The following is a 23,809-nucleotide window of genomic DNA, read 5'->3' on the forward strand; positions in this document are numbered from 1 at the left end:
CCCCATCGCCGGGCCGGGCGGTGAACGGGAGCGGCTCCCATCGCCGGAAGTTGAGGCTGCGGGGAGCGTGGGGCACCGTGTCGGGATGGGGAGCGGGCACGGGCACGGGCACGGGGGCGGCGGGAGCCGGCCTCTCGGAGTCGCCCTGGCGCTGAACTCGGCGCTGGCCGCGGCCCAGGTGGTCGGCGGGCTGGCGTTCGGCTCGCTGGCCCTGCTGGCCGACGCCGCCCACCAGGTCGTCGACGTGGTCGCCCTGGCCACGGTGCTCGTCGCCCAGGTGCTGGCTCGCCGTCCTCCGTCCACCCGCCGCACCTTCGGTTGGCAGCGCGCCGATCTCCTGGCCGCCCAGGCCAGTGCGGTGCTGCTGCTCGTGTCGTCGGCGTGGATCGTCGTCGAGGCCGTCCGGCGGCTCGGCGACGGTGGGGAGATCGACGGGCCCGGGGTGGTCGTGCTGGCGCTGGCCGGCCTCGCCGTCAACGGGGGCAGCGCCTTTGCCCTGGTCCGAGGCCGCGACCGCACCCTCGGCGTGCGCTCCGCGATCGTGCACCTGGTTTCCGACGCGGCGGGCTCGGCCGGCGTGCTCGTGGCCGGCCTGGCCGTCACGCTGGCCGACGCCACCTGGGTCGACCCCGTGGTGTCCATCGGCATCGCCGTGCTCGTGACGCTGTCGGCGGTGCGGCTGCTGCGGCAGGCCAGCCACCTGCTGCTCGAGGGCACCCCGCCGGGGCTCGACCCGGCCGAGATCGATGCCGCCCTGCGGGGCGAGCCCGGCGTGGTGGCCGTCCACCACCTGCACCTGTGGGCCATCGCCTCGGACCAGCCTGCGCTGTCGGCCCACGTCGTGCTCCGGGACGGCCTCACCCTCCACCAGGCCCAAGAGCACGGCGACGCCCTGAAGGGGCTGCTGCACGACCGCTACGGCATCGAGCACTCGACCCTCGAGCTCGAGTGCCACCCCTGCGACGAACCCGACCACCGCACCGCGGGACGCGACCCCACGGGTTGACCGACCCGAGGGAGTGGCACGTCAGGAGGGCCGGCCCGGCCCGGCCCTGAACCAGGCCGCCACCGCGTGCCCGTACACCTGCTGATAGGTGCGGTAGGCCGCCCGCAGGCCCTCCCCCGGGGGGTCGTCGGGCAGCAGGGCGGGCGGGAGGAGCGGGTCACGCCGCAGGTGCTGCAGCGTGGCCGCCCCCACCACGAAGCCCTCGGCCAGATCGGCCGGGCGGGGATCCCCGGCGCGGCTCTCCAGCGCCACGGTCACCGCGTCGAGCCGCTGCCGGAGCGACCGGGCCCGGCTCGACCACGCCGCCGGGGCGAACAGCCGCTCGGCCAGCTCGGCCGCGGGTTCGTCGGGCCGGCCCCGCCACCACGCGCACTGCTCGGCGACCACCGCCCGGGCATCGGCCGGCGCCGCGGTCGGCGGGAGGTTGTCAGGCCGCGCCCACAGCCCCTCGCGCAGCTCGCCCAGGCGAAGGCGGGACGCGGCCGTGCGGAGCGAGACCCGATCCGGCGCCGTACGGTCGGCGGCCGTCACGACCGCGAGCACCCACCGGCCCCGCCACGGCCGCAGGCTGGGTGCCAGGCTGAAGTCCTGGCCGGCCTGGCGCTCGCGCACCGGCCCGGCCAGCTCGTACACGCCGTCGTGCACGCGCAGCTCGCCCCGCTCCACCATGCGGCTCAGCGCGACACGCGTGGTGCCCTCGGCCACGCCCAGCAGGCCGCACCAGGCCACCAGGCGGGCGCTCGACAACCGGGGCGGCCGCATGCCCAGCAGCAGGCTGGCCACGATCGACCGTGCGGTGAGCGGCCGCTCCAGGAGCCCGTCGCCGGCGACGAGGCCCGCCCGCTCCTTACGTTCTTGCATCATGTGATCTCAGATCGTAACCTCGGGGCTGATGGCGCTCACCATGTTGCCCACGTCCGAGCTGCTGACGGCCCCCACGGGCGGGCGGATCCTGCCCGACGGCCGGGCCGTGCCCGAGCTGCGGGCCCGGCTCCGCCGCATCCCGTCGGCCCGCAACGCCCTGGCCGTGGCCTCGTGCTGGACCCAGACGATCGCGATCGCCGTCGCCGCCGTGTGGCTCGACCACCCCGTCACCTGGATCCTCGCCTTCGTGCTCATGGGGCGGGCCCACGCGCAGCTGGCCGCCCTCATGCACGAGGCGGCGCACCGCACGCTGTTCCGCAACCGGCGCCTCAACGACTGGGTGGGCCGGTGGCTCGTCGGCTACCCGGCCTTCGTCCCCACCGACGCGTACCGGCGCGCCCACATGGCCCACCACCGCGAGGAGTTCGGCCCCAACGAGCCCGACCTCGCGCTCTACGTCGGCTATCCCATCACGCGGGCGTCGCTCCGTCGCAAGCTGTGGCGCGACGCCACCGGCCGCACCGGCCTCAAGCTGCTCCGCGCCCAGGCACGCGGGCTGTGGGCACCCGAGGCCAAGGTGCGCCGGGTCACCTGGTCGATCCTCGGCGTGCAGGCGCTGCTGCTCGCCACCTGCTGGCTGCTCGGCCACCCCTGGGTGTACCTGGTGCTGTGGTTCCTGCCCTACCTGACGGCGTGGCGGGTGATCAACCGGTTGCGCTCGATCGCCGAGCACGGCGGCATGGTCGCGTCGCCCGACCGGCGCCTCACGACCCACAGCGTGGTGCAGCACCCGCTGGCGCGCTTCCTGTTGGTGCCGTACCACATCGGGTGGCACCTGGCCCACCACTGCGACGCGGGCGTTCCGTGGCGCAACCTGCCCCGCTACCACCGCGAGCTGCGCGCCTCCGGCTACGTCACGCCGGGCCTCGAGTACCCGACGTACCCGGCCCTGTGGCGCAAGCTGTCCTCGCGACCGTCCTGACCGACCGGCGCCGTCAGGGCCGGATCCCGACTCAGGCGGGGGGCGGGGCGCTCGGCACCCAGGTCTGGCCGCCGCCCTCGGGCCGGCACGTGAGCTGGTCGGGCGCCCCGGCGTAGGCGATGCGGCCGATCTCGGCCCGCTCGCACACGTCACCCGCCACCGGCGGCGTCCAGATCCACACCCACTGGCCCTCGAAGGCGACGCAGGTGATCTCGCCGATCGTGCGCGGCTCCCACACCTCGCCGCCCTGGGCCTCGGTGCAGCCACGGTTGGCGCGGGGCACCGCCGTGGTGGTGGGGCCCGACGGCACCGTGGTCGTGGCGTCCCGCAGCGACGGCACCGTCGTGGCCGCGCCGTCGGGAACCGAAGTGGCGACGCCCGGGACGGTCGTGGCGTCCCGCAGCGACGGCACGGTGGTGGCCTCGCCGTCGGGGACCGAGGTGGCGGCACCCGGGACGGTCGTGGCTCCGGCCGTCGTCCCCGGCGGGGCCGGCGCGCCGGCGTTCGACTCCCCCTGGTTGCGGGCCACCACCACGGCGCCGGCCACGAGCAGCAGGCCGACCGCACCGACCGCCACGGCCGGCAGGCGCCGCCGCCACGACGGGGACGGGCCCTCCTCGTGCCCTCCTGGCGGAGGCGACGACGGTGGCGACGCCGATGCCCGCTCGGGCTCGGTCGCGGTGATCTCGGGGCGCTGGGCATCGAGGGCCGCCAGCTTCTCGCGCAGCTCGGCGACGACGGCAGGCGCGCTGCCCTGGGCGACCGCCATCGCGAGCCGCAGCCGGCGGCGGAACACCGGCGCGACCGCAGTCGGGTACGACAGCCCCGACACCGCCTCCTTGTCGCGCTCGCGCAACGCCGTCCACGGCGGCCGGTCGTGGTGATCGCACCCGGCGAGCGACGAGATGGCCCACGTGCGCGTCTTCTGCTCGCCTGCGAACACGACCTTGGCCGTGGTGAGGGTGACGACGCCCGAGTCCACGGTGGTCGGCGTCTCGACGGGGGCGTCCGAGCCACGGGTGAGGCGGTGGCGGCCGGCCGCCACCGCTCCCCTCGCGCCCGTCGGCCGCCTGGTCTCGACCAGCCCGACCGAGGTGAACACCGCGATGACGCGCTCGCCCCGGCCGAGGGGCACGTTGCCCTCGACCATCGCCGCTCCCGGGACACCGCCGGCCTCGGCCAGTGCGAGCTCGGCCGCCAGGCGCTCACGCTCCGCCTGCCACGCGAAGAAGGACTTCAGGGACCGGCGGCTGGTGGACGCCCCCCGGGCCCGGCGGAACGGCCTGGCCAGCGTGTCGAGCAGGCGAGCCCTCCGCGACCGCTTCGGCGGGGATGGCCCGTCGGTGGGGCGCCCATCGGTGAACGGCGGGTTCGGGACCGGCGGAGGCGCGCCCGGCGGTGGTCCGACCGGAGCGGGCAGGCTCGTGCTCGCGTGCAACGTGGTCGTATCCGCCACGCCCCTGCTATCGGCAACGGCCCGCCCCACCTTGACCCCGGACTGCCCCCGGTCTCGATCGCGCCCACGCCCCCTCAGCGCCGACCAGCGCGATCCCCACCCCGCCCCCCGGTCTTGATCGCGCCCACGCCCCCTCAGCGCCGACCAGCGCGATCCACACGACCGGATCAGCTGGCTCCGACCCGGGCACGTGGCGATGCGGGGCGACGTAACCCCGCGCTGGTCGCCGACCTGCGGGCGGCGCTCAGCCCACGCGGTTGGCAGTCAGGTGCAGCACGGCGACGTTCACCGGCCCCCGCCGCACGGTCGCGCTCGCCGGCCGGGCCCGTCCCCCGATCCAGACCCGCGCCTGGGGCGTCGCCTCGAGGTTCGCGATCCACTGGGAGTCGGACCGGACGGTGCTCACCACCACGGCGTCCATCGCGCGGAGCGACAGCAGCGGCACCTGACGGGGCAGGCCGCTCCGGCGGCCCCGCGTCTCGACGACCGTCGCACCGGCACCGAGGGGCAGCGGGTTGCCGATGCCGGCCCGCACCGCGGGACGGACGACGGCATTGAGGGCGCGGAACCCGGCGCGGAGCACCTGGTCCCGCTTCCTGCTCACGAAGGAGATCACGGGGGCTGGAACGCGAGATGTCGGCCCGACATTCCAGGACGGCCCACCCCGTCGCGGCGTTGGACGGGGTCGAGCGAGGCGAGGTCGAGCTCGACGACGTCGACCGCGGCGTCCGGCGCGAGCCGTCTCCAAGCCGACACCCGTGGATGCGCCGGTCACGATGGCGATCCGCCCCGTGACGTCGTGGCCGTCGACGGCGTCGAGTGCCTCGATCGCCGGCGGTCGGGGTCCCGAACAGCGCTGACGAGCGTGCGCCAGGCGCACCGAGGGCCCCGCCGTCGCCGCCCTCCACCGAGGCGGTCCGCCTCGTGGAGCACCACCGGCTTCGGCCCGCCCGCTGAGGCCGTCACGGCGCGAGTCGGTAGGTGTCCATGAGCCCTGACGCCTCGTCCCACACCGTCGCGAAGCGGTCGGAATCGACGTGGGGGCGCACCACCATCTGCAGGGCGAAGGCGGCCTGCGCCTCCGACGTGGAGGACTTGCCGTGGAGCCGGGTGGCGCCCGCGGAGAAGTCGCGCACGAACACGTCGAAGATCTGCTCGGTCACCGCGTCGCTGATCCCGTGCAGCTCCACGCTCTCCAGGATGAGCTGCCCGTAGACCACCAGCGAGAACAGCTCGCCCAGGGCGAGCAGGAAGTCGATGTCTCGCGCCTGGTCGCCGTCGGGCGGCGCGGCCTCGAGCATCGAGCGGAAGGTCTCGACCTGGCCGCGGAACAGGTTCACGTTGGGCGAGCCGACGCGATCGAAGGTCACGGCCCAGTCGTGGAAGCGGATCGTGCCGAGGCCCCGCGTGGGCGCCTGGTGGAAGAGGTAGTCGTCGTTGGTGGCGTCGTGGCGCACCGGCACCTCGGGGTACTCCTGGGGCGCGAAGAAGTAGTTGGGCATGAACTTCACGATCAGCGCGATGTTCACGTGCACCGTGCCCTCGAGCTTGGGGAGCGCACGGATGTGGCGAGCCGCCATGTTGAAGTAGGTGTCGGCCTCGAACCCCTTGGCCGCGATTACGTCCCACAGGGCGTCGACCACGTGCTCGCCCTCGGTCGTGACCTTCATCTTCACGAGGGGGTTGTAGAGCAGGTAGCGGCGGTCGTCGTCGGAGGCCGAGCGCATGTAGTCGTTGGCCCGCATGGCGAAGAGCTTCATGGCGGTCAGGCGGGCGTACGCATCCACGAAGAGCTGGCGGACGTGGCTGAAGTCGGTGACCAGGCCTCCGTAGAGCTTGCGGTGGCCGGCGTGGTCGATGGCCTCGTGGAAGGCGTGGGTGCAGATGCCGATGGACGCCCAGCCCAGGTTGTACTTGCACACGTTGATGGTGTTGAGGGCCACGTTCCACGCCTCGGGCCCCCGCACCACGATGTCGGCGTCGGTGATCGGGTAGTCGTGGAGGGAGAAGGCGGAGACGAACATCGGCGAGTGCACGGTGTTCTTCTCCAGCTCGTACGCCGGGTGCTTCGACTCCACCACGAAGAACACGTACTCGGCCTGGGCCTCGGGGTCGTCGTCGGCCACCTTGCCGAACACCGAGACCAGGGCCGCCTCGTTGCCGTTGCCGATGTAGTACTTCGACCCGTTGGCCACGTACGTGCCGTCACCGGTGGGCGTGAGGGTCATCTCGCTCGAGTAGATGTCGGCGCCGTGCTCCTTCTCGGAGAGGCCGAACGCGAAGATGCCGCCGTTGCGCAACAGCTCCACGGTCCGGGCCTTCAGCGGCTCGTTCCGACCCATGAAGATGGGGCCCAGGCCGAGCATGGAGACCTGCCAGGCATACCAGTAGCCGAGGCTGTAGAAGGCGGTGATCTCGCTGAAGTGGCAGTTGCGCCACGTGTCCCACCGGGCGCCCTCACCGCCGTACCCCGCGGGGGTCATGAGCGTGGCGAAGGCCTGGGACTCGCCGAGGAAGCGGCAGAAGTCCTCGTACCAGACCCCGGCGTTGTCCTCCGACGTGATCCGGCCCTTGCCCAGCGACTCGAAGTAGGCGATCGTCGCCTCCATCAGCTTCCGCGAGTCGGCGTCCAGCTCACCGGCCGAGTAGGCGTGCGGGTTGAACAGGATCCCTGGATGCACATCGCTCATGGTCGGGGCCTCCCTCGGTTCGACGAGATCGGATCAGAGGTGACGCTGCAGGTGGTCGCGCACCGATCCGCGACCGCGTCGACGCGGTCGCGTCCCCCGCCATCTGCGCCAACCGCTCGCGACAGAGAGCACACCGGGCCCGAGCACGCCACACCCGGTCGGGCCCGGGCACGTAGCGCCGCTGGGAGCTCGAACCGGCCCGAACGATCGGGCACGACAAGGGCGCGACCGGCTGCTGAGGTGCGGAGGATCTGACAACGGGTGGGCCGTAAGGGACTCGAACCCCTGACCCCCTGCGCGTCATGCAGGTGCTCTACCAACTGAGCTAACGGCCCGAAGGCCGATCACGGTACCACTCGCCGGCTGGGCGACCACCCGGGCCGGGGCGCCCGGAACCGGCCCGGGCAGCGGCGAGCGCGCCAGACAGCACGCTCAACCGGGGAGGGCCCGACCCGGCCGCGGTGGGACGCCGACGACCGCCGGGCCCGCGCTGCTCGACCGGGGCCACCGCGCACGCCGCGCGGCCTTCTCGCCGATCAGGTGAAGATGATCAGGCCGAGGATGCCGAGGACGAAGAACAGCGCCACCACGATGCCGGCGATCATCACGACGGGCCGCTTGCGATCGGGGTCGATCCCCATCACCCGCAGGATGTCGCGACGCTCCTCGCGCTGCTCCCACTTCTCGTTCTGCGGGCTCCCCACCTTCGGCAGGTGCTGGCCCTTGTGATCCTTCATCCCCGACGATCCCACGACCAGCGAGGTTACCCGCAGGCTCGGCACCCCGGCGCCAGGCCCCGCCCGCTACCGTGTCAGCGCCCTGCCGAGGACGACCGAGATGCCCCAGCCGGACTTCACCCTCGAACCCATCGACGACGAGCAGGTCCTCGAGCTGCTGCGCCCGCGCGGCGGCGGACCGGGCCGGGTCAGCCTCGGCCGGCGGATCGTCGACGAGTTCCTGGCGTCGGGGCAGGGCGCGGCGTTGCTCACCTACCCCGACCGCAAGTCTCGCGACGCCGCCGGCATCAGCATCAAGAACCACCTCAAGGCGATCGGCGACGAGAGCGTGTGGGTCCGAGCGGTGCGAGGCACCACGAACCTGCTCCTCGTGAACGTGCCTCGCTCGTCGACGGAGGTGCAGGCTCAGCACGCCGCGTGGAAGGCCGTCCCGCGAGGCCGGCCCGCGCGCCGGGGCTAGGCAGCCGCCCGCAGAGCGCCCGAAGCCAGGCCGGGCCAGCCGCCCGCTCGGCGACCCGAACGGAGCGCAGGGGCGGAGGCATCGGGACCAGCACCGTGGCGTGCACGCCGTCCTTCTCTCCTGTGCACGCGAAGTCGTTGTCCTGGAGGTCTCGGCCGGCTTCGCCACCACCAGGACCAGGGCTGAGATCCACCCCGGGGACCTCGAAGTGCCGGCCGAACACCGCGTCGAACGTTCCGGCGCCGCTCCCGAGGTGCAGCAGACGGCGCAACGGCCCCGCTGCGCGGCGCTGCATGAGCTCGTCGTAGGCCGTGACCTCCTCCTCGCAGGCCGATGGGTCGGCCAGCAGGTCCTCGGTCCACGCAAGCTCGTTGTAGGAGGTCCATCCGGACGCCGCGGTCAGCCCCCGTCGAGGCCGGCGAGCAGGAAGCCGAGGGTGATGTTCGTCGTCGCGCTCGACTGACACGTCCGCCCGTGACCCCAGCCCTCGAACAGGTGGACCCGCCCGTCCTGAACACCGGCGGCAGTGCCCTCGAAGAGCTCGCGGGTGTAGAAGACGTCCTTGGTGCCGCCGATCACCAGGGTGGGCGCGGTGATGCGCGGCAGATCGGCCTCGACGTCGAACGCGTCCTCGGCGTCGAGGGTGACCAGCATGTCGATCGGGTCGTCGGGGCGCATGGCCCGCGCGGCCAGCGCGGCCACCGGGCGAACCGGGCCCCGCGCCCATCCGGGCACCATCGCCTTGAACGCGGTGGCCAGCGCCGCCTCGGTGTCCCCGGCCCGGATGAGACCGGCCATCTCGGCCTGGAGCGCGCGCCCGGGGCCCAGTCGGTACGCCGAGGCCACGACCACGAGGCGCCGGACCAGGTCCGGCCGGTCGACGGCCAGCTGCAGGGCGACAGACCCGCCCGTGCTCATGCCCTGGAGGAACACCGGTTGCCGCAGGTCGTGCTCGATGGCGTTGACCAGGTGCCCGGCGATGTCGGACATCGACTCGCCGGGTCGGAGCCCCCGCTTGCGGTTCACGGCGTAGACCGTGAAGTGGCGCGCCAGCGGCGCGGCGTAGGCGAGGGTCATGCGGCGCTCCCACCCCCTCGGGACGTCGTGCTCGGGGGTGAGGCCCGCCACCGCCACGAGCGGCGGACCGTCGCCGATCTTCAGGTAGGGGATGTCGTCGTGGAGGAACCCCACGGATGGATGTGGTGTCATCTCGATACCTCCGCACTCGGTCTTCGATACCACTCCGTGGACGGGGATGGACTGTGCGGTCGCCGAGGTCGTCGACCGCTACGTGGCTGAGGGCTGTGGCCTCTGCCAGATGCCGTGTCCGCAGCAGCAGGCCTGCACCTCGAGCACGGAGCCCGGATGGGTGGGTGCCACTCGAGCCCGCAACGAAGGTGATGGAGGCGGCGGCCGGAATCGAACCGGCGTACAGGGCTTTGCAGGCCCTTGCCTAAACCACTCGGCCACGCCGCCGTGACGGACCGCTCACGATAGCGCCCGCGGCTCGCGGCCCGTCCCGGCGCACCACCCCGCCCCGCCACCGACCCGCCACCTCCGCCCCACCGAGCGAGCACCGGACCTGCGCCGGATCCCCGCGCGCCCACCGTGCCGAGCGGGGCCGGTAGCGTCCCCCGTCATGCACCGACGCACTCCACGCCTGATCCTCGCGGCCCTGGTCGTGCTCGTCGCCACCGCATCGCTGACCGCCTGCGGTGGCGGTGGCGGTGGCGGTGACGATGACGAGCAGACCACCACGACCGCCGAGGCGACGACCACGTCGTCCACCGAGCCCACGACCACGACCACGGCACCCACGACCGAGGAGGGGGCGATCGAGGCTGCGATCCGCGACACCGCGGTGGCGGACGTCCGCGACGTCCCGGCCGGGTACTTCACGGTGGAGGGGATCACCATCGTCGAGGTCAGTGGCGCCCAGTACGCCACCGCCCGCCTCGTGTCGACCCCCGAGGCCGCCGCGCAGTTCCAGGACGCCGTCGCCGTGCTGGAGAAGGCGCCGACCGGCTGGATCGTCGCCGACGTGGGCACCGCCTTCGTGGGCTGCGGCATCGTGCCACCTGACGCCCTCGCAGCCCTCGGCCTCCCCAGCGAGTGCCCGCCTCCCGCGACCTCCAGCACCACCGCGCCGACCACCACCGTGGCACCACCGCCGGAGGTCGACGACCAGGAGGCCATGTGCACGGCCTACACGGCGCTGGTGCAGTCCGAGCTGCAGCGCACGGCGACCGCCGGCGGCTCGTCGGGCGCCATCGACGACGCCAACGAGCAGCGCTCGCAGGCGATCGACGACCTCCGGCAGGAGCTCGGCGACCCGCTGCCGCCGGAGATCGACGACGCCCTCCAGACCCTGGACGACAACCCCATCCAGGCCAGCGACGCCGACGGCACCCCCGAAGCCGTGAAGGACGCGCTCCAGACCATCACCGGCTGGCTGTCGCCGGTCTGCACCTGAGGCCGTGCGGATCGGCGTCCACCCCGTCTCCTTCGCCGTTCCGGGCGGCCCCGCGGCCATCCCCGGCGCCTTCGGGCGCCTGGCCCGGGCGGCCGAGGAGGTCGGCTGCTCCCACGTGCTCCTCATGGACCACTTGGTTCCAGCTGGAGGACCTCGCGCCGGCGAGCGGCCCCATGCTCGAGGGCTGCACGACCCTCGGCTGACGTCCTCCCCGGGGGTCGGGCCCTGCTCGGCATCGGCGCGGCCTGGTACGAGCGCGAGCACGCCGGGCTCGGGGTGCCGTTCCCGCCGCTGGCCGAGCGCTTCGAGCGGCTCGAGGAGACGCTCCGGATCGTCGAGCAGATGTGGAGCGACCGCGACGGCCCCTTCGAGGGGCACCACTGTCGGCTGGCCGAGACGATCTGCTCCCCCCGCCCGCTGCAGGTGCCCCGCCCGCCGATCCTGGTGGGCGGCGGTGGAGAGCGCAAGACGCTCCGGCTGGTGGCTCGCTACGCCGACGCCTGCAACGTGATGGGCACGCCTGCCGAGGTCGCGCACAAGCTGCGGGTGCTCGACCGCCATTGCGAGGCAGCACGGCGTTCCTCGTGCCCCTCGCCGACGACCAGGTGGCCTGGGTCGAGCGGCTCGGCGAGCTGGTGCTGCCGGCCGCGGCCGAGCCCTAGCCCGGCGGCTGCAGGGTGCCCGTGAGGCGGATGCTCTCCTGTGAGTCGGCGATGGCGGCCACGAACCGCCCGCGGGTCACCCGGCCGCTCTGGATCAGCGGCGCCCAGTAGTCGTAGCCCGCCTGGTCGGGCGCCCGGTCGAAGGTGTGGAAGTACACGACCTTGACCAGGTCGCCGCTGGTCAGGCTCGGGTACAGCAGCAGACCCTCCGGGCTGGCGAGCATCTGCTCGGCCAGGGCCGCGGGTGGCACGCCCGTGCCGGCCAGGTCCGACCAATGGGCGAGGCCGACCGCGTCGGGCCAGCGGTGGAACACCGACCGATAGATCCGGCCTGCCTGGTCGCGCTGCGCTGCCGTCGCCGCCGCACCCGCGGCCGGCGACAGCGCGACGGCGCCGACCAGGAGCGTCATGACGACGACCCCGACGGCGAGCACCCGCTTCATGGCGCCCCTCCTGCTCCGCTCCGCCCCCCAGTCAACCCCGTCGGCGGCCGCGCCGCCAGCGGCGGCACGCTCGGGCCTCGTCGCGGCGGACCGAGTAGCCCGTAGGGTGGCCCCGTGCAGGTCGAGATCTTCAGCGACGTCGTCTGCCCGTGGTGCTACATCGGCAAGCGTCGGTTCGAGGCGGCCCTCGAGCGGTTCGCGGGGCGCGACGAGGTCGAGGTGACGTGGCGGGCGTACCAGCTCGATCCCACCGCCCCCCGTCGGCCCGAGCCCGTGCTCGACGTCTACGCGCGCAAGTTCGGCGGGCCGGCCCGGGCGGTGGAGATCGTGGGCCATCTCACCGACGTCGCCCGCGACGCCGGCATCGACCTCCGGCTGGAGGACGCGTGGCGGGCCAACACCTTCGACGCGCACCGGCTCCTGTGGCTCGCCGGCGTCGAGGGTGCGCCCGGCGTGCAGGACCGGCTGCAGGAGCGGTTGTTCCGCGCCTACTTCGCCGAGGGCGCCGACGTCGCCGACCCGTCGGTGCTCGCCCGGCTCGCCACCGAGGCCGGCCTGGAGCGGACCCGCGTGGAGGCGCTGCTCGCCTCCGACGAGGGGTGCGAGCCGGTGCGCGCCGAGCTCGACCGGGGGCTCGACCTGGGCGTGGCCGCGGTTCCGACCTTCGTGTTCGAGGGCCAGTGGGCGGTGCCGGGGGCGCAGGACGCCGACGTGTTCCTCCAGGTGCTGGAGCGGGTGCGGGCGCGCCTCGAGCCGGCCCGACCGGGCGCCGAGGCGACCGCGGCCGGCGCCTGCGAAGACGACGTCTGCGGCGTGTGAGCCACCCCCCTCACCACCCTCGCAGGCGAACGGGGGGTGGCAGCGGACGGCGCCGCGGCGGCGCCACCCCACCGGTGTACAGCAGGCGCACCACGCGCCACCGGTGGCCCCGGTAGGGCTCGAGCAGCTCGACCATCCGCTCGTCGTCGGCGTCCGGCTCCCCGGCCAGCGCCCACCCCACGACACCGGGAAGGCCGGCGTCGCCGAGCAGCACGGTGTCGGCGTCGCCGTGCGAGCGGGCCACCACCTCGGCCGCCGTCCACAGCCCGATACCGGGCACGGCCTGCAGCCGCAGGCGGGCCGCCTCCGGCTCGAACCGCACCACGTCCTCGAGGCCGGTGGCCCGGCGGGCGGCGAGGCGGATGGTGTCCGCGCGCCGGCGCTCCACGTCCAGCCGGTGCAGCGCCCAGTACGGCACACCGGCCAGTACCTCCGGGCCGGGCGGCAGCACCAGCCCGGGCGGGCCGGGGGCGGGCCGGCCGAAGCGCCGCACCAGCCCCGCCCACGAGGCCGACGCCTCCCGGGTGGTGACCCGCTGGCCGAGCACGGCCTGCACGAGGGTCGGCCACACCACGCCGGTGCGCGGGATCCGCAGGCCCGGGAAGCGCCGGTGCAGGCCCGCCACCAGGCGCCCGCTGGGGGTGAAGCCGCTGGGATCGTCGGCCGCGCCGAGGAGGTCGGGGAGGTGGTCGAGCAGCCAGCCCGCGCCGGCGCCCCAGGCCGCGGCCGTGGCCTCACCGGCGCTCCACGTGACGGTGATCCGCCCCGCGCCGGCCGGCGTGACGACGGCCCACTCGAATCGGCCCGGTGCCAGGCGGGTCGAGGGATCGGTCGGCCACACGCTGATCGAGCGGAGGGTGGCCAGCGGGTCGATCCCGTCGAGGGGCCACCGCCGCTCGCTGCCCGAGCCCAGCACCGTCACCCCCGCAGTCTCGCCCGCCGCCCGGGGCGTGGCCCGCGCCGGACGCGGTGATCAGCCGGTGACGACCAGCTGGAACGACTCGGCCAGCCTGCCGGCAGGCAGGCCGGCCTGGGTCGCCTGGGCTTCCCCCCACGCCCGCATCCGCGGCGGCAGCCCGCCGGGATCGGGATGCTGGCTCTCGTGGCAGAGCAGGGCCGCGAGCTTGCGGTCGAAGGTGTCGGTGACGTCGACGACCCGGTCGGGCTGCGGCCCCGCCATCAGCCACACCTCGGGCACGGTGTGGGGCTCGAGCCCCTCGACCTCCCGCAGCTCGGGGAACGTGAACGGGTTGCGGGCGTCCGGGTAGACGGCGCACAGCGCGGCCTCGCCCACGGCCAGGTGATCGGGGTGGCTGGCGAAGATCCGCTGGTAGTTCCGCTCCGGCGACTGGGTGAGCACCCGGGCCGGCCGCACGCTGCGGATCACCGCGGTGATGGCCCGCCGCAGCTCGAGGCTCGCGGTGGTCGCCCCGTCGGGGAAGCCCAGGAACACGAGCTCGTGCACCCCGACGGCGGCCGCGGCAGCGGTCTGCTCCCGGCGACGGAGCGGACCGACCCGGTCCCGGGGGATGGCGGGGTCGAAGCCCCCGGCGTCGCCGTCGGTGACGATGCAGTACGTCACCTTGGCTCCGCCGCCCGTCCACCGGGCGACGGTGCCGGCCGCTCCGAAGTCGACGTCGTCGGGGTGGGCGGTGACCACCAGCACGCTCTCGGGCACGGCGTCATCGATCAGCACGGCTCCCGACGCTAGCGAGGGAGGCGCCGGACCGCACCGCCCGGTACCATCCGACGCTCCGGGGGGAGGCAGCGTGGACGCCATGACGATCGACACCGCGCTGGCCGGCTACTGGCCGGGCCCGTGGCCGGCCGAGGACGGAGGGCCACGGCGGCTCGCCACCGTGCGCGGTGCCGGCCTGGGGCTCGCCACCGGCGGCCGGCTCGTCGCCACGAGCCGCCAGGTCCCCGGCGCCAACATGCTCGTGTGGCGGGATCCCGACCAGCTCTACCTCCAGGGTGCGGTGCCGGGCGCGTCGTCGTCGTGGGTGGAGCGGGTCGACCCCGACACCCTCCGGCCCCTGGCCGCGTCGGGCGACCTGCCCGGTGGCCCCTGGTGGGCAGGTGGCATCGGGGCCCACGCCGACGGCCACCTCTACGTGGTGCACGGCCGGTGGTGCCATCGCCTCGACCCCGACTGCGCGCTCGCGGGATCGCTCGAGCTGCCCCGCGAGCGCCCCTACAACTCCTTCGTCGCGCTGGCCGACGGCTCGCTCGTCATGAAGGACTTCTCGCTCGGCCTCGAGCCCACCGAGCTGGTCGTGGTCGACCCCGGATCGCTGTCGATCATCGCCCGCACCCCGCTCCCGGAGGCGTCGATCGCCCGCCTGTCGGCCGATGGCGACCGCGTGGTGGTCGTCGGGATCACGTCCCGCTTCGTGCTGCGCTGGGAGCCGAGCCGGCCGGCACTGGTGCTCGACGAGGAGCGGACCCGGCCCTACGTGACGCGCCCCGGCCAGACCTTCGGCTGGGACCCGGTGCTCGCGGCCGGCTCGTCGTGGTTCCTCGACGACGGGGCCGGGACCGAGGGGTACCGCGGCTCGTTCCGCGGCGTCGGCCCGTCCACCGCGCCGCTGCAGCTGGTGCGGATCACCCTCGACGGGCGGACCCTCGACGCCGCGGAGGTGTGCGGCGAGCCCGGCGGGATCATCGCCAACCCCCCGATCGTCGACGAGCACCGCTCGATCGCCGTCGGCTACGACAGCGGCAACGGCGTGCTCGCCGGGTTCCGCTTCGGCCCGCCGGGCACGCCGCTCGAACCCCTCTGGCAGCGACCCCAGGACCAGGCCGGCCACCTGCTCCTGTTCGCGGACACGGGCGAGCTCGCCACCTTCCACTACGACCACGACGCCGGCGCCGACCACTGCGTCGTGCTCGATGTCGCCACCGGCGACGAGCTGGGGCGCGCCCCGACCGGCAGCCCGGTGCAGACTGTGCTCTTCCCGGCCCCGGGTCGGGACCGCGATCTCTACACGGTGTCGTTCACCACCGTGGCCCGGGTGGCGGCACGGGGGTGAAGGAGGGCGACGCATGCAGGTGACCGTGCTGGGCGCCGGCTCGTGGGGGACGACGGTGGCCACGATCGCGGCCCGCAAGAACCCCACCGTGCTGTGGGCCCGCGACCCCGACCTGGCCCGGGAGATCGACGAGCACCACACCAACGCCCGCTACCTGGCCGGCTTCGAGCTACCCGACACCCTCCGGTCGACCGCGAGCCTCGAGGAGGCGGTGTCGGGGGCCGACGTCCTCGTGGTCGGCGTACCCACCCACGGGTTCCGCGCCGTGCTCGAGCAGGCCAAGCCCTTCATCCGGCCGTGGATCCCCGTGGTGAGCCTGTCGAAGGGCTTCGAACAGGGTTCGCTGCTCCGGATGACCGAGGTCGTGAAGGACGTGCTGCCGGGCCGGCCGGCCGCCGCCCTCACCGGCCCCAACCTGGCCAAGGAGATCATGGCCGGCTACGCCGCCGCCAGCGTGATCGCCACCGACGACCGCTCGGTGGCGACGGAGCTGCAGCGGGTGTTCCGCCTCGGGCTGTTCCGGCTGTACACGAACGACGACGTCGTCGGGTGCGAGGTGGGGGGCGCGCTGAAGAACGTGATCGCCATCGCGGCCGGGATGGCGCAGGCCCTCAGCGTCGGCGACAACACCCGCGCCGCGGTGATCTCCCGCGGCCTGTCCGAGCTCACCCGGCTGGGCGTGGCCATGGGCGGCCAGCCCGCCACCTTCGCGGGCCTGGCCGGGTTGGGCGACCTGCTGGCCACCTGCATGAGCCCGCAGAGCCGCAACCGCTACGTGGGCGAGCAGCTCGGGCTCGGGCGCACCATCGACGACGTCCTGGCCGAGATGAGCATGGTGGCCGAGGGGGTCAAGACGGCCCGGCTGGTGATGGAGCTGGCCGAGCGCCACGGGGTGGACGTGCCGATCTGCGGCTGGATCCACGGGGTGGTGAGCGGTGAGAGCACGGCGCTCGAGGCCTACACGGGGCTGCTCAAGCACCGGCCGGGCCACGAGGAAGAGCCGGACTAGCAGGCGACGAGATGACCGAGCCGACCGACGAACGGCCCGTCGACGCACGGTCCGTCGACGTGGTGCTCACCGAGCACCTCCGGGGCGAGCGGGTGACCCCGGCCGACCTCGAGCGGTTCCGCGGCATCTGGCAGGACCCCGACGTGGCGGCAACCCTGGGCGGCATCCGCACCGACGACCAGGTGCGCACCGCGGTGGCCCGCATCGCCGCCCACTGGGACCGAGAGGGCTGGGGGGTCTGGTGGTTCTCGCGGCGTGACGACGGCACCGACGTCGGCTACGCCGGGCTGGCGCCGACGGCGGTGGGCGGACCGGGGTCCGTCGAGGTGCTCTACGCGGTCTCGCCGGCGGCGTGGGGCCGGGGTCTGGCCACCGAGATGGCCGAGGCGGCGGTGGACGCGGCCGTGAACGGGCTCGGGCTGGGCGACCGGCTGGTGTGCTTCACCCTCACCACCAACCTGGCGTCGCAGCGGGTGATGGAGAAGGCCGGGTTCGTGCGCGAGGGCCAGGTCGAGCACGCCGGCCTCCCCCACGTGCTGTACCGGCTCCCCGCCTGACACGGCAGGCGTCGAGCGAGCCGGCGCAGCGGCGCGCCGGGGGGCCACCGAGGTGGTGGTACGGTCCCTACCGACCGGTAGGTAGGGAGGTTGCGTCGATGGTCTTGCCCGGGTCCGAGCCGCCGGCCTACTCGCCCACGAGCTGGCGGACGTCCGCCCCGTTCCTCCTCATGAACCTGATCCCGCTGGCGGTCGTCTTCACGGGGATCACGGCCACCGCCGTGGTGCTGGGCGTCGTGCTGTACCTGGTCCGGGTGCTGTGCATCACGGGCGGCTACCACCGCTACTTCGCCCACCGGGCGTACCGGCTGGCCCGGGTGCCCCAGCTCCTCCTCGCCTTCGGCGGCCTCACGGCCGTGCAGAAGGGTCCGCTGTGGTGGGCGTCGCACCACCGTGACCACCACCGCTACGCCGACACCGACCGCGACCCGCACTCCCCGCAGCGGGGCTTCTGGTGGAGCCACGTCGGATGGATCACGAGCGGCCGGTACGGCGCGACCGACTACGAGTCCATCGCCGACTTCTCCCGGTTCCCCGAGCTGCGGTTCCTCAACCGGCACGACTGGATCGGGCCCTGGTCGCTCGGGATCGCCTGCTTCCTCATCGGCGGGTGGAGCGGCCTGGTGGTCGGGTTCTTCCTGTCCACCGTGGTGCTGTGGCACGCCACCTTCTCGGTGAACTCCTTCGCCCACATCGTGGGGCGACGCCGCTACGCCACCCGCGACTCGAGCCGCAACAACCCGGTGGTCGCGCTCGTCACCCTCGGCGAGGGCTGGCACAACAACCACCACCACTACCCGGCGTGCGCCCGCCAGGGCTTCCGCTGGTACGAGGTCGACGTGACGTTCTACGTGCTGAAGGTGCTCAGCTGGGTCGGGATCGTCCGCGACCTGAAGCCGCTCCCCCGCTCGGCCTTCGAGGCCCGGCGGATCCGCGACGGCAACCTCGACGTGGGGCTCGTGCGGTACCACCTCTCGCAGGCCGCAGCCGTCGTCGCCACCCACCCCGCGTCGGGCGGCGCCGACGACGTGCTCAGCCTGCTCGACCACACCGCCGACCAGACCCAGAGCCTCGCCCGTCGCGTGGCCGTGCCCGAGCGCCTGGCGAGCTGACGTCGGCGGCCGACCGCGCCCGTCGTCGTCGCCACCGGTCTACGGTGCCGGCGTGACCTCGGCCGGCACCCCGCCGCCCCGGGCGGTCGACTACGTGGCCGTCACCCGCGCGTCGTACGACGCCCTCGGCTACCCGCCCTACCGGTGGGTCGAGAGCGCCGACCCGCCGCCGTGGGCGCCCGTCACCAAGCCCCTCGACGCCTGCACCGTGGGCCTGGTGGCGTCGGGCGGGATCTACCGGGCAGGCCAGATCGCCTTCCACCACCGCGACGACACCTCGTACCGGGTGATCGCGACCGACACCCCCACCGCCGAGCTGCGGGCCACCCACTTCGCCTACGACCTGCGCGACGCCCGCAGCGACATCAACGTCGTGTTCCCGATCGACACGCTGCGAGATCTGGCCGCCGACGGCGAGATCGGCGCGCTCGCCCCCGAGGCCTACACGTTCATGGGCGGCATCTACTCGTCGCGGCGGGTCCGGGAGGAGCTGGCACCGGAGCTGCGCGACCGGCTGCTGGGCGCGGGCGTCGACGTCGTGCTCCTCGTGCCCGTCTGACCCGTCTGCCACCAGTCGGTCGGTCTGATCGCACGAGAGGTCGAAGCAGCGGGGATCCCGACGCTGTCGCTCACCAGCGCGTGGTCGATCACGGCTGCGGTGCGGCCGCCCCGGGCGGCCTTCGTCGACCTCCCCCTCGGCCACACCACCGGCCGTCCCCACGACCGGCCGCAGCAGCGGGCGATCGTGGGCGCCGCGCTCCGCTGCTTCGGGTCGCTCGACGGTCCGGGCTCGATCGTCGACCTGGGCGTCTCGTGGGGCGACGACGACTGGCGGGCGAACCCCCTGCTGGGTGCCAGCGCGGTGGCCGGCGGGGGGGCGGCCGCGCCCGGTCGCGCGACCCCGCTCGGCGCCGACGCGCGCGGCGAGCGACGCGACACGCCCCAGTACGAGCGCGCCGACGACCAGCGGCTGGCCGAGGAGCGGGTGGGCGTCGACGCCGCCTGCCGGGCCTGCGTCGGCTTCGACGCCTGATCCCCTGCGTCCCGGACGGCCCGCAGCCACGCGTTCTCCGACCGGTTCACCACCGCCACGGTGGTCGATCGGCCGGAGAACCCGAACGCACCGGCTACGCCCGCGGGAGGTTCTGGTAGTAGGGCACGACGATCTGGTCGGTCGCGGCCAGGTCGCCCAGCAGCGCCACCGTGACCGGGTGGACCACGTCCGCCGACACGGCCAGGTCGATGCAGGCGGGCCCGCCGGCGGCGAGGGCCCGCTCGACGGCGGAGCCGACCTCCTCGGGGGAGGTGACCCGCTCGCCGTGGGCACCGAAGCCGGCCGCCACCCGGTCGTAGCGGGTGTCGGCCAGCCGGCTGATCACCTCGCCCTCGGCACCGAACATGGCGTCCTGTCCGTGGACCGACATGCCCCAGCAGGCGTTGTTCACCACGACGGTGACGATGGGGAGTCCGTGGCGCACCATGGTGTCGAACTCCTGCACGTGGAACCCGATGGCCCCGTCGCCGGTGATCTGCACGACCGGGCGACCGGGGTGGGCGACCTGCGCGCCGATGGCGGTGCCCTGGCCCACACCGAGGTACCCCAGGTACCCGAGTCCGAGCACCTGCGACGGTCGGGCCTCGTGCATCGAGAGCTCGGCCCAGGCGGCGGCCTCGCCGCCGTCGAGCACCAGGATCGAGCCCGGCTCCACGGCGCGCAGCACCTCCCGCACGGCGTGGTACGGGTGGAGCCGGCCGCCGACGTCGGCCGACTCCCCACCGAAGAGCACCTCGCCCATGCGGTGCACGGCCACCGCCTGGGCGGCCCAGGCCGACCAGTCGGGCCACGGCTCGGCGTCGGCGGCCAGCAGCGCCTCCAGCGCCTGGCGGCAGTCGGCCACCACGGGCACCCCGACCGGCCCCAGCCGCCCGATCTCGGCCGCGTCCAGGTCGACCTGCACGATCCGGGTGGCCGGGGGGATCATCATCCCGCTGCGCCCGCCCGTGAACAGGCCGAGCCGGGCGCCGAGCAGCAGCACCACGTCCGGCGCCCCCCGGCCAAGTGCGCCAGCGCGGCGAGCCCCGTGCTGCCGTGGGCGTTGAGCGGGTGATCGGCCGCGAGCAGCCCGTACCCGCGGCTGTTGGCGAACACCGGGATGCCGGTGCGCTCGGCGAAGCGAGCCAGCGCGTCGGCGCACCCCGACGACCGCGCCCCTCCGCCGGCGACGATCGCCGGCCGCTCGGCCGCCCGCAGCAGGGCGAGCGCCTGGCGGGTGGCGTCGGGCGAGGGCGCCGGCGGCTCGCCCAGCGCCAGCGAGCCGGGAGCGGCCAGCGCCGCCGCGTCGACGGGCCTGAACAGCACGTCGACCGGCACGTCGAGCAGCACCGGCCCCGACGGCGCCGCCCGCGCCTTCCTGGCGGCCAGGGCCACCAGGTCGGGGATGCGCGACGTCGTCGTCACCCGGTGCGCCCACCGGGTGACGGGCCGGGCCACCGCCGCCTGGTCGAGGCCGCCCTGCAGCTCGTTGGTCTCGGCCTCCCCCAGCGGAGGCGAGCTGGTGATCATGAGGAGCGGCACCCGGTCGGCCGAGGCGTTGGCCAGCGCCGCGAAGCCGTTGGCGAACCCCGGGCCGGAGGTGACCACGGCCACCCCCAGCCCACCGGTCGACCGCGCGTAGCCCTCGGCCGCGTGGCCGGCCGCGGCCTCGTGGCGGGTGTCGACCAGGCGGATGCCGTGGCGCCGGCACCCCTGGAAGAAGGCGTCGAGGTGGCCCCCGTGGAGCGCGAACGCCACCGTCACCCCTGCGTCCGCCAGCGATCGGGCGAGCAGCTCGCCGCCGTCGACCTGCGCCATCGGCCACCCCCGTCGGCGGCGCCCGCCCACCGGGAGCCCGCCCCCCCAGCCTGACACCGATGCACAACCTGCACCGGCTCGACCGGGGCAGACCCGACGCCGGCTTCGACTGGGCGGTGCGCTTCGACGAGCGGGTGCGGCGGCTCCTGCTCGGGGGCGAGTGGGAGGCGCTCCTCTCGCTCGACCGCGATCCCGACCACGCCCTCGCCGCGCCCACGTCCGAGCGCCTGCTGCCGCTGCTCTACCGGGCCGGCCTGGCCGAGGCCGCCGGCGAGCCGCCCGAGGTGCTGGTCGACGGGTACGCCTACGGCTCGCTGTCGATGACCTCGCTCACGCTGGGGGCACCGGGCCTCGGCACCTGATCGGGGGGTCGACCGTCAGGCGAGCGCCTCGACCCGGGCCGGGACGTGCTTGTGCCACGGTGTCCCCGCCCACGGGTCGCGGTCCTCGCTGGCGGTGAGCTCGTTGGGTGCGGCGCCGTTCGGCACCAGCGATCCGTCGTCGCCCGGGTGGTCGAGGCCCATCCCGTTGGGGAGCGACACGTGCCCGGGCTGCATGGTGTCGCTCACCTCCACCAGCACCTCGAGGGCTCCCCGGCGGGTGCTCACCCGGGCCCGCCCGCCGTCGGTGAGCCCGAGGCGCGCCGCGTCGGCCGGACTGACCCTGAGCGCGCCGCCCGGGTCGCGCTTCCGCCACGCCGGGTCGCGCATGATCGTGTTGGCCGTGAACGAGCGCCGCTCGCCGGCCGAGAGCACCAGGGGCCACTCGGGGTCAGGAGCGGGCGGAGGCTCCACCGCCAGCCCGCGCAGCTCGTCGAGCAGCTCCGGCAGGCACAGCTGGACCTTCCCGTCGGCCGTCCGGACCCGGCGCCAGGTCGCGTCGGGCTCGTCGTCGGTGATCACCACGCCCGACGGGCTGGTGAGGATGGCCTCGAACAGGCGCTCACCGGCCTCGAGCCCCTCGCCGTCGAAGCCCGCCCGCCGGGTGCCCTCCGGGTTGGCGAGGACGCAGCGGTGGGCCGCGCCCCACAGGACGGCGGCCGCGGCGGCGCCGTCCGGCAGGGTCGGCCCGAGGGTGCGGTACAGCACGACGGGTGCCAGCCGGCCGAGCTCCGGGTCGGCCGTCGTGGCCGCGAAGAAGGCGTCGGCGAAGGCGGCCCGGCCCCGGCCGGCCGCCTCGCGGAGCGGGGCCACACGGTCCTCGCCGAGGGCGCCGAGGGCCTCCACCAGCCGGGCGTGGATCTCGGGCTCGGCCAGCACGCCCGGGGGCGGCTCCAGCAGCGGCCGGCGCAGGTGGAAGACGTTGCGGGGGAAGTCGAAGTTGAAGAACGTGGCCTCCCACTTCTCGTACTGCGTCGGTACCGGCAGCACGTAGTGGGCGAGGCGGGCCGTCTCGGTCATGGCCACGTCGATCACCACGACCAGCTCGAGAGCAGCGAGCGCCTCGCGCATCCGGCGCGAGTCGGCCAGCGAGTGCGCCGGGTTGGCGCTCTCGACGAGCATCGCCCGGTAGCGCGCCGGGTGATCGGTGAGGATCTCGTCGGCGATCACGTTGCAGGGGACCAGGCCGGAGATGATCGGCGCGCCGGCGACGGGGCTGCGGGGCCGCGCCGCCTCGTCGCCCGAGTCGCGGCCCAGTGCCACGAGGCTCGACGGCGCGTACTGGGCGCCGGGGCGGGCGAGGTTCCCGGTCAGGAGCCACACCAGCTTCTCGAGGTAGCTCACCAAGGTGGAGTGCCGGTTCATCTGCACGCCCAGGTCCTCGAGCACGGCCACGCCGGCCGCGGCGGCGATCCGGCGGGCGGTGGCCCGCACCTCGGCCTCGTCGAGGCCGCAGCGGGCGCAGCAGTCGGCCACCGGCACCCGGCCGAGCGCATCGAGCACCTCGTCGGCGCCGTCGGCGTGCTCGGCGAGCCAGGCCGTGTCGACAAGCCCCTCCCCGACCAGCACGGCGCCGAGGGCGGCCATCAGCCAGGCGTCGGTACCCGGCCGGAGCTGGAGGTGCACGTCGGCCAGCTCGGCCGTCTCGCTGCGCCGGGGGTCGACGACGATCAGGCAGCGCCCGGGGTCGCGAGCGATCTCCTTCAGGGTGGTGCGGGCGTGCGGGAACCCGTGGGTCTGCCAGGGGTTCTTGCCCACGAACAGGGCCACCTCGCAGCCCTCGACGTCGGCCCGCACGCCGGTGCCGAGCATGCGGGCGTTCACCCAGAACTCGCCGGTCTTCTCCTGGGCAAGGGCGTTGGAGCGGTACCGGCCCCCGAGGGCCCGCAGGGTGGCCCCGCTGTAGGCGCCTCCGAGGTGGTTCCCCTGCCCGCCGCCGCCGTAGTAGAAGATCGTCTCCCCGCCGTGGGCGTCGCGGATCTCGAGGAACCGCTGGGCGATCTCGGTGATGGCCGCGTCCCAGCCGATCTCCTCGAACGAGCCGTCGGGCCGCCGCCGCAGCGGGCTCGTCGGGCGGCCCCTCGCGTTCTGGTAGTGATCGAGCCGGAGGGCCTTCTCGCAGGTGTAGCCGGCCGAGGCCGGGTGGGCCTTGTCACCCCGGATGCGCTCGAAGCGGCGGCCGTCGGGCCCACCGAGGCGCACCTCGATCCCGCAGTTGCACTCGCAGAGGATGCACGCGCTCTGCCGCCAACCGGTGTCGTCCGTCGCCATCGGAA

At 74.4% G+C, this 23,809-nt stretch carries 22 protein-coding genes, 2 tRNA genes and 2 pseudogenes; 13 read left to right on the top strand and 13 right to left on the bottom strand.

Features of this window, described 5'->3' with window-relative positions; all coding sequences use genetic code 11:
- Window positions 1-85 precede the first annotated feature (85 nt).
- Entirely contained in the window at window positions 86-1,006 is a 921-nt protein-coding gene (locus tag IPM45_03595; protein ID MBK9178656.1) for a cation transporter, read from the top strand.
- Window positions 1,007-1,027: 21 nt separating this feature from the next.
- Here IPM45_03595 and IPM45_03600 read toward each other — a convergent pair whose 3' ends face one another.
- Window positions 1,028-1,867: a PaaX domain-containing protein, C- domain protein gene (locus tag IPM45_03600; protein MBK9178657.1), complete on the bottom strand. Its 840-nt coding sequence runs from the start codon at window positions 1,865-1,867 to the stop codon at window positions 1,028-1,030.
- A gap of 31 nt (window positions 1,868-1,898) precedes the next feature.
- Between IPM45_03600 and IPM45_03605 the strand changes: the two genes are divergently transcribed.
- Complete coding sequence (locus IPM45_03605; protein ID MBK9178658.1) at window positions 1,899-2,852, top strand: fatty acid desaturase family protein; 954 nt, start codon at window positions 1,899-1,901, stop codon at window positions 2,850-2,852.
- A 31-nt stretch (window positions 2,853-2,883) separates the two neighbouring features.
- Here the strand turns inward: IPM45_03605 and IPM45_03610 are convergent, their stop codons facing one another.
- The 5 genes from IPM45_03610 to IPM45_03630 all read right to left on the bottom strand — a co-directional run bounded on the left by IPM45_03610 (window position 2,884) and on the right by IPM45_03630 (window position 7,735).
- Window positions 2,884-4,290 (bottom strand): hypothetical protein, encoded by a 1,407-nt coding sequence (locus IPM45_03610; GenBank protein MBK9178659.1) that lies wholly within the window; start codon window positions 4,288-4,290, stop codon window positions 2,884-2,886.
- A gap of 262 nt (window positions 4,291-4,552) precedes the next feature.
- A complete protein-coding gene (locus tag IPM45_03615) occupies window positions 4,553-4,912 on the bottom strand; it encodes a nitroreductase family deazaflavin-dependent oxidoreductase (protein MBK9178660.1) in 360 nt (119 codons plus the stop codon).
- 358 nt (window positions 4,913-5,270) lie between these two features.
- Entirely contained in the window at window positions 5,271-6,998 is a 1,728-nt protein-coding gene (locus tag IPM45_03620) for an acyl-CoA dehydrogenase (GenBank protein MBK9178661.1), read from the bottom strand.
- 262 nt (window positions 6,999-7,260) lie between these two features.
- Window positions 7,261-7,333 (bottom strand) — tRNA-Val (locus IPM45_03625).
- A 201-nt stretch (window positions 7,334-7,534) separates the two neighbouring features.
- Complete coding sequence (locus IPM45_03630; protein ID MBK9178662.1) at window positions 7,535-7,735, bottom strand: hypothetical protein; 201 nt, start codon at window positions 7,733-7,735, stop codon at window positions 7,535-7,537.
- A 100-nt stretch (window positions 7,736-7,835) separates the two neighbouring features.
- Between IPM45_03630 and IPM45_03635 the strand changes: the two genes are divergently transcribed.
- Window positions 7,836-8,195 (top strand): hypothetical protein, encoded by a 360-nt coding sequence (locus IPM45_03635; protein ID MBK9178663.1) that lies wholly within the window; start codon window positions 7,836-7,838, stop codon window positions 8,193-8,195.
- A 399-nt stretch (window positions 8,196-8,594) separates the two neighbouring features.
- Here the strand turns inward: IPM45_03635 and IPM45_03640 are convergent, their stop codons facing one another.
- Both IPM45_03640 and IPM45_03645 read right to left on the bottom strand, forming a co-directional pair.
- Complete coding sequence (locus tag IPM45_03640; protein MBK9178664.1) at window positions 8,595-9,386, bottom strand: alpha/beta hydrolase; 792 nt, start codon at window positions 9,384-9,386, stop codon at window positions 8,595-8,597.
- A gap of 210 nt (window positions 9,387-9,596) precedes the next feature.
- Window positions 9,597-9,671: transfer RNA gene (locus IPM45_03645), tRNA-Cys, on the bottom strand.
- A 163-nt stretch (window positions 9,672-9,834) separates the two neighbouring features.
- Between IPM45_03645 and IPM45_03650 the strand changes: the two genes are divergently transcribed.
- Window positions 9,835-10,668, top strand: coding sequence for a hypothetical protein (locus IPM45_03650; protein ID MBK9178665.1), 834 nt, complete (start codon window positions 9,835-9,837; stop codon window positions 10,666-10,668).
- A gap of 173 nt (window positions 10,669-10,841) precedes the next feature.
- A pseudogene (locus IPM45_03655) lies at window positions 10,842-11,355 on the top strand (LLM class flavin-dependent oxidoreductase).
- On the opposite strand, the gene IPM45_03660 reads toward IPM45_03655, so the two are convergent.
- On the bottom strand, window positions 11,327-11,773 hold the full coding sequence (locus IPM45_03660; GenBank protein ID MBK9178666.1) for a DUF4214 domain-containing protein: 447 nt from the start codon (window positions 11,771-11,773) through the stop codon (window positions 11,327-11,329). The pseudogene IPM45_03655 and the gene IPM45_03660 overlap by 29 nt on opposite strands.
- A 114-nt stretch (window positions 11,774-11,887) precedes the next feature.
- Here IPM45_03660 and IPM45_03665 point away from each other — a divergent pair, with 114 nt between their 5' ends.
- Entirely contained in the window at window positions 11,888-12,592 is a 705-nt protein-coding gene (locus tag IPM45_03665; GenBank protein ID MBK9178667.1) for a DsbA family oxidoreductase, read from the top strand.
- Window positions 12,593-12,602: 10 nt separating this feature from the next.
- On the opposite strand, the gene IPM45_03670 is transcribed toward IPM45_03665, so the two are convergent.
- Window positions 12,603-13,514, bottom strand: a complete 912-nt coding sequence (locus IPM45_03670) for a DNA-3-methyladenine glycosylase 2 family protein (GenBank protein MBK9178668.1) — start codon at window positions 13,512-13,514, stop codon at window positions 12,603-12,605.
- 51 nt (window positions 13,515-13,565) lie between these two features.
- Complete coding sequence (locus IPM45_03675; protein MBK9178669.1) at window positions 13,566-14,372, bottom strand: PIG-L family deacetylase; 807 nt, start codon at window positions 14,370-14,372, stop codon at window positions 13,566-13,568.
- Between IPM45_03675 and IPM45_03680 the strand changes: the two genes are divergently transcribed.
- The 6 genes from IPM45_03680 to IPM45_03705 all read left to right on the top strand — a co-directional run bounded on the left by IPM45_03680 (window position 14,371) and on the right by IPM45_03705 (window position 19,335).
- Window positions 14,371-15,624: a hypothetical protein gene (locus tag IPM45_03680; protein MBK9178670.1), complete on the top strand. Its 1,254-nt coding sequence runs from the start codon at window positions 14,371-14,373 to the stop codon at window positions 15,622-15,624. The two genes, IPM45_03675 and IPM45_03680, sit on opposite strands and share 2 nt — an antisense overlap.
- Before the next feature lie 13 nt (window positions 15,625-15,637).
- Entirely contained in the window at window positions 15,638-16,633 is a 996-nt protein-coding gene (locus tag IPM45_03685) for an NAD(P)H-dependent glycerol-3-phosphate dehydrogenase (protein ID MBK9178671.1), read from the top strand.
- An 11-nt stretch (window positions 16,634-16,644) separates the two neighbouring features.
- On the top strand, window positions 16,645-17,190 hold the full coding sequence (locus IPM45_03690) for a GNAT family N-acetyltransferase (GenBank protein MBK9178672.1): 546 nt from the start codon (window positions 16,645-16,647) through the stop codon (window positions 17,188-17,190).
- A gap of 98 nt (window positions 17,191-17,288) precedes the next feature.
- On the top strand, window positions 17,289-18,302 hold the full coding sequence (locus IPM45_03695; protein ID MBK9178673.1) for an acyl-CoA desaturase: 1,014 nt from the start codon (window positions 17,289-17,291) through the stop codon (window positions 18,300-18,302).
- A gap of 52 nt (window positions 18,303-18,354) precedes the next feature.
- Window positions 18,355-18,861, top strand: a complete 507-nt coding sequence (locus IPM45_03700) for a hypothetical protein (protein ID MBK9178674.1) — start codon at window positions 18,355-18,357, stop codon at window positions 18,859-18,861.
- A gap of 99 nt (window positions 18,862-18,960) precedes the next feature.
- Window positions 18,961-19,335: a hypothetical protein gene (locus IPM45_03705; GenBank protein MBK9178675.1), complete on the top strand. Its 375-nt coding sequence runs from the start codon at window positions 18,961-18,963 to the stop codon at window positions 19,333-19,335.
- Between the two features lie 94 nt (window positions 19,336-19,429).
- Here the strand turns inward: IPM45_03705 and IPM45_03710 are convergent.
- Window positions 19,430-21,153 (bottom strand): annotated as a pseudogene (locus IPM45_03710) (thiamine pyrophosphate-binding protein).
- A gap of 59 nt (window positions 21,154-21,212) precedes the next feature.
- Between IPM45_03710 and IPM45_03715 the strand changes: the two are divergent.
- Complete coding sequence (locus IPM45_03715; protein MBK9178676.1) at window positions 21,213-21,515, top strand: hypothetical protein; 303 nt, start codon at window positions 21,213-21,215, stop codon at window positions 21,513-21,515.
- Between the two features lie 15 nt (window positions 21,516-21,530).
- Here IPM45_03715 and IPM45_03720 read toward each other — a convergent pair whose 3' ends face one another.
- Entirely contained in the window at window positions 21,531-23,804 is a 2,274-nt protein-coding gene (locus IPM45_03720; GenBank protein MBK9178677.1) for a molybdopterin-dependent oxidoreductase, read from the bottom strand.
- Between the last annotated feature and the right edge of the window lie 5 nt (window positions 23,805-23,809).

The sequence above is a fragment of the Acidimicrobiales bacterium genome, from assembly GCA_016716005.1.
Lineage (GTDB): Bacteria > Actinomycetota > Acidimicrobiia > Acidimicrobiales > JADJXE01 > JADJXE01.

Coding starts and splice junctions, on each gene's coding strand:
- IPM45_03595 (MBK9178656.1), top strand. CDS start 86: ATGGGGAGCGGGCACGGGCACGGGCACGGGGGCGGCGGGAGCCGGCCT.
- IPM45_03600 (MBK9178657.1), bottom strand. CDS start 1,867: ATGCAAGAACGTAAGGAGCGGGCGGGCCTCGTCGCCGGCGACGGGCTC.
- IPM45_03605 (MBK9178658.1), top strand. CDS start 1,899: ATGGCGCTCACCATGTTGCCCACGTCCGAGCTGCTGACGGCCCCCACG.
- IPM45_03620 (MBK9178661.1), bottom strand. CDS start 6,998: ATGAGCGATGTGCATCCAGGGATCCTGTTCAACCCGCACGCCTACTCG.
- IPM45_03630 (MBK9178662.1), bottom strand. CDS start 7,735: ATGAAGGATCACAAGGGCCAGCACCTGCCGAAGGTGGGGAGCCCGCAG.
- IPM45_03635 (MBK9178663.1), top strand. CDS start 7,836: ATGCCCCAGCCGGACTTCACCCTCGAACCCATCGACGACGAGCAGGTC.
- IPM45_03650 (MBK9178665.1), top strand. CDS start 9,835: ATGCACCGACGCACTCCACGCCTGATCCTCGCGGCCCTGGTCGTGCTC.
- IPM45_03660 (MBK9178666.1), bottom strand. CDS start 11,773: ATGAAGCGGGTGCTCGCCGTCGGGGTCGTCGTCATGACGCTCCTGGTC.
- IPM45_03680 (MBK9178670.1), top strand. CDS start 14,371: ATGACGATCGACACCGCGCTGGCCGGCTACTGGCCGGGCCCGTGGCCG.
- IPM45_03675 (MBK9178669.1), bottom strand. CDS start 14,372: ATGGCGTCCACGCTGCCTCCCCCCGGAGCGTCGGATGGTACCGGGCGG.
- IPM45_03685 (MBK9178671.1), top strand. CDS start 15,638: ATGCAGGTGACCGTGCTGGGCGCCGGCTCGTGGGGGACGACGGTGGCC.
- IPM45_03690 (MBK9178672.1), top strand. CDS start 16,645: ATGACCGAGCCGACCGACGAACGGCCCGTCGACGCACGGTCCGTCGAC.
- IPM45_03695 (MBK9178673.1), top strand. CDS start 17,289: ATGGTCTTGCCCGGGTCCGAGCCGCCGGCCTACTCGCCCACGAGCTGG.
- IPM45_03715 (MBK9178676.1), top strand. CDS start 21,213: ATGCACAACCTGCACCGGCTCGACCGGGGCAGACCCGACGCCGGCTTC.
- IPM45_03720 (MBK9178677.1), bottom strand. CDS start 23,804: ATGGCGACGGACGACACCGGTTGGCGGCAGAGCGCGTGCATCCTCTGC.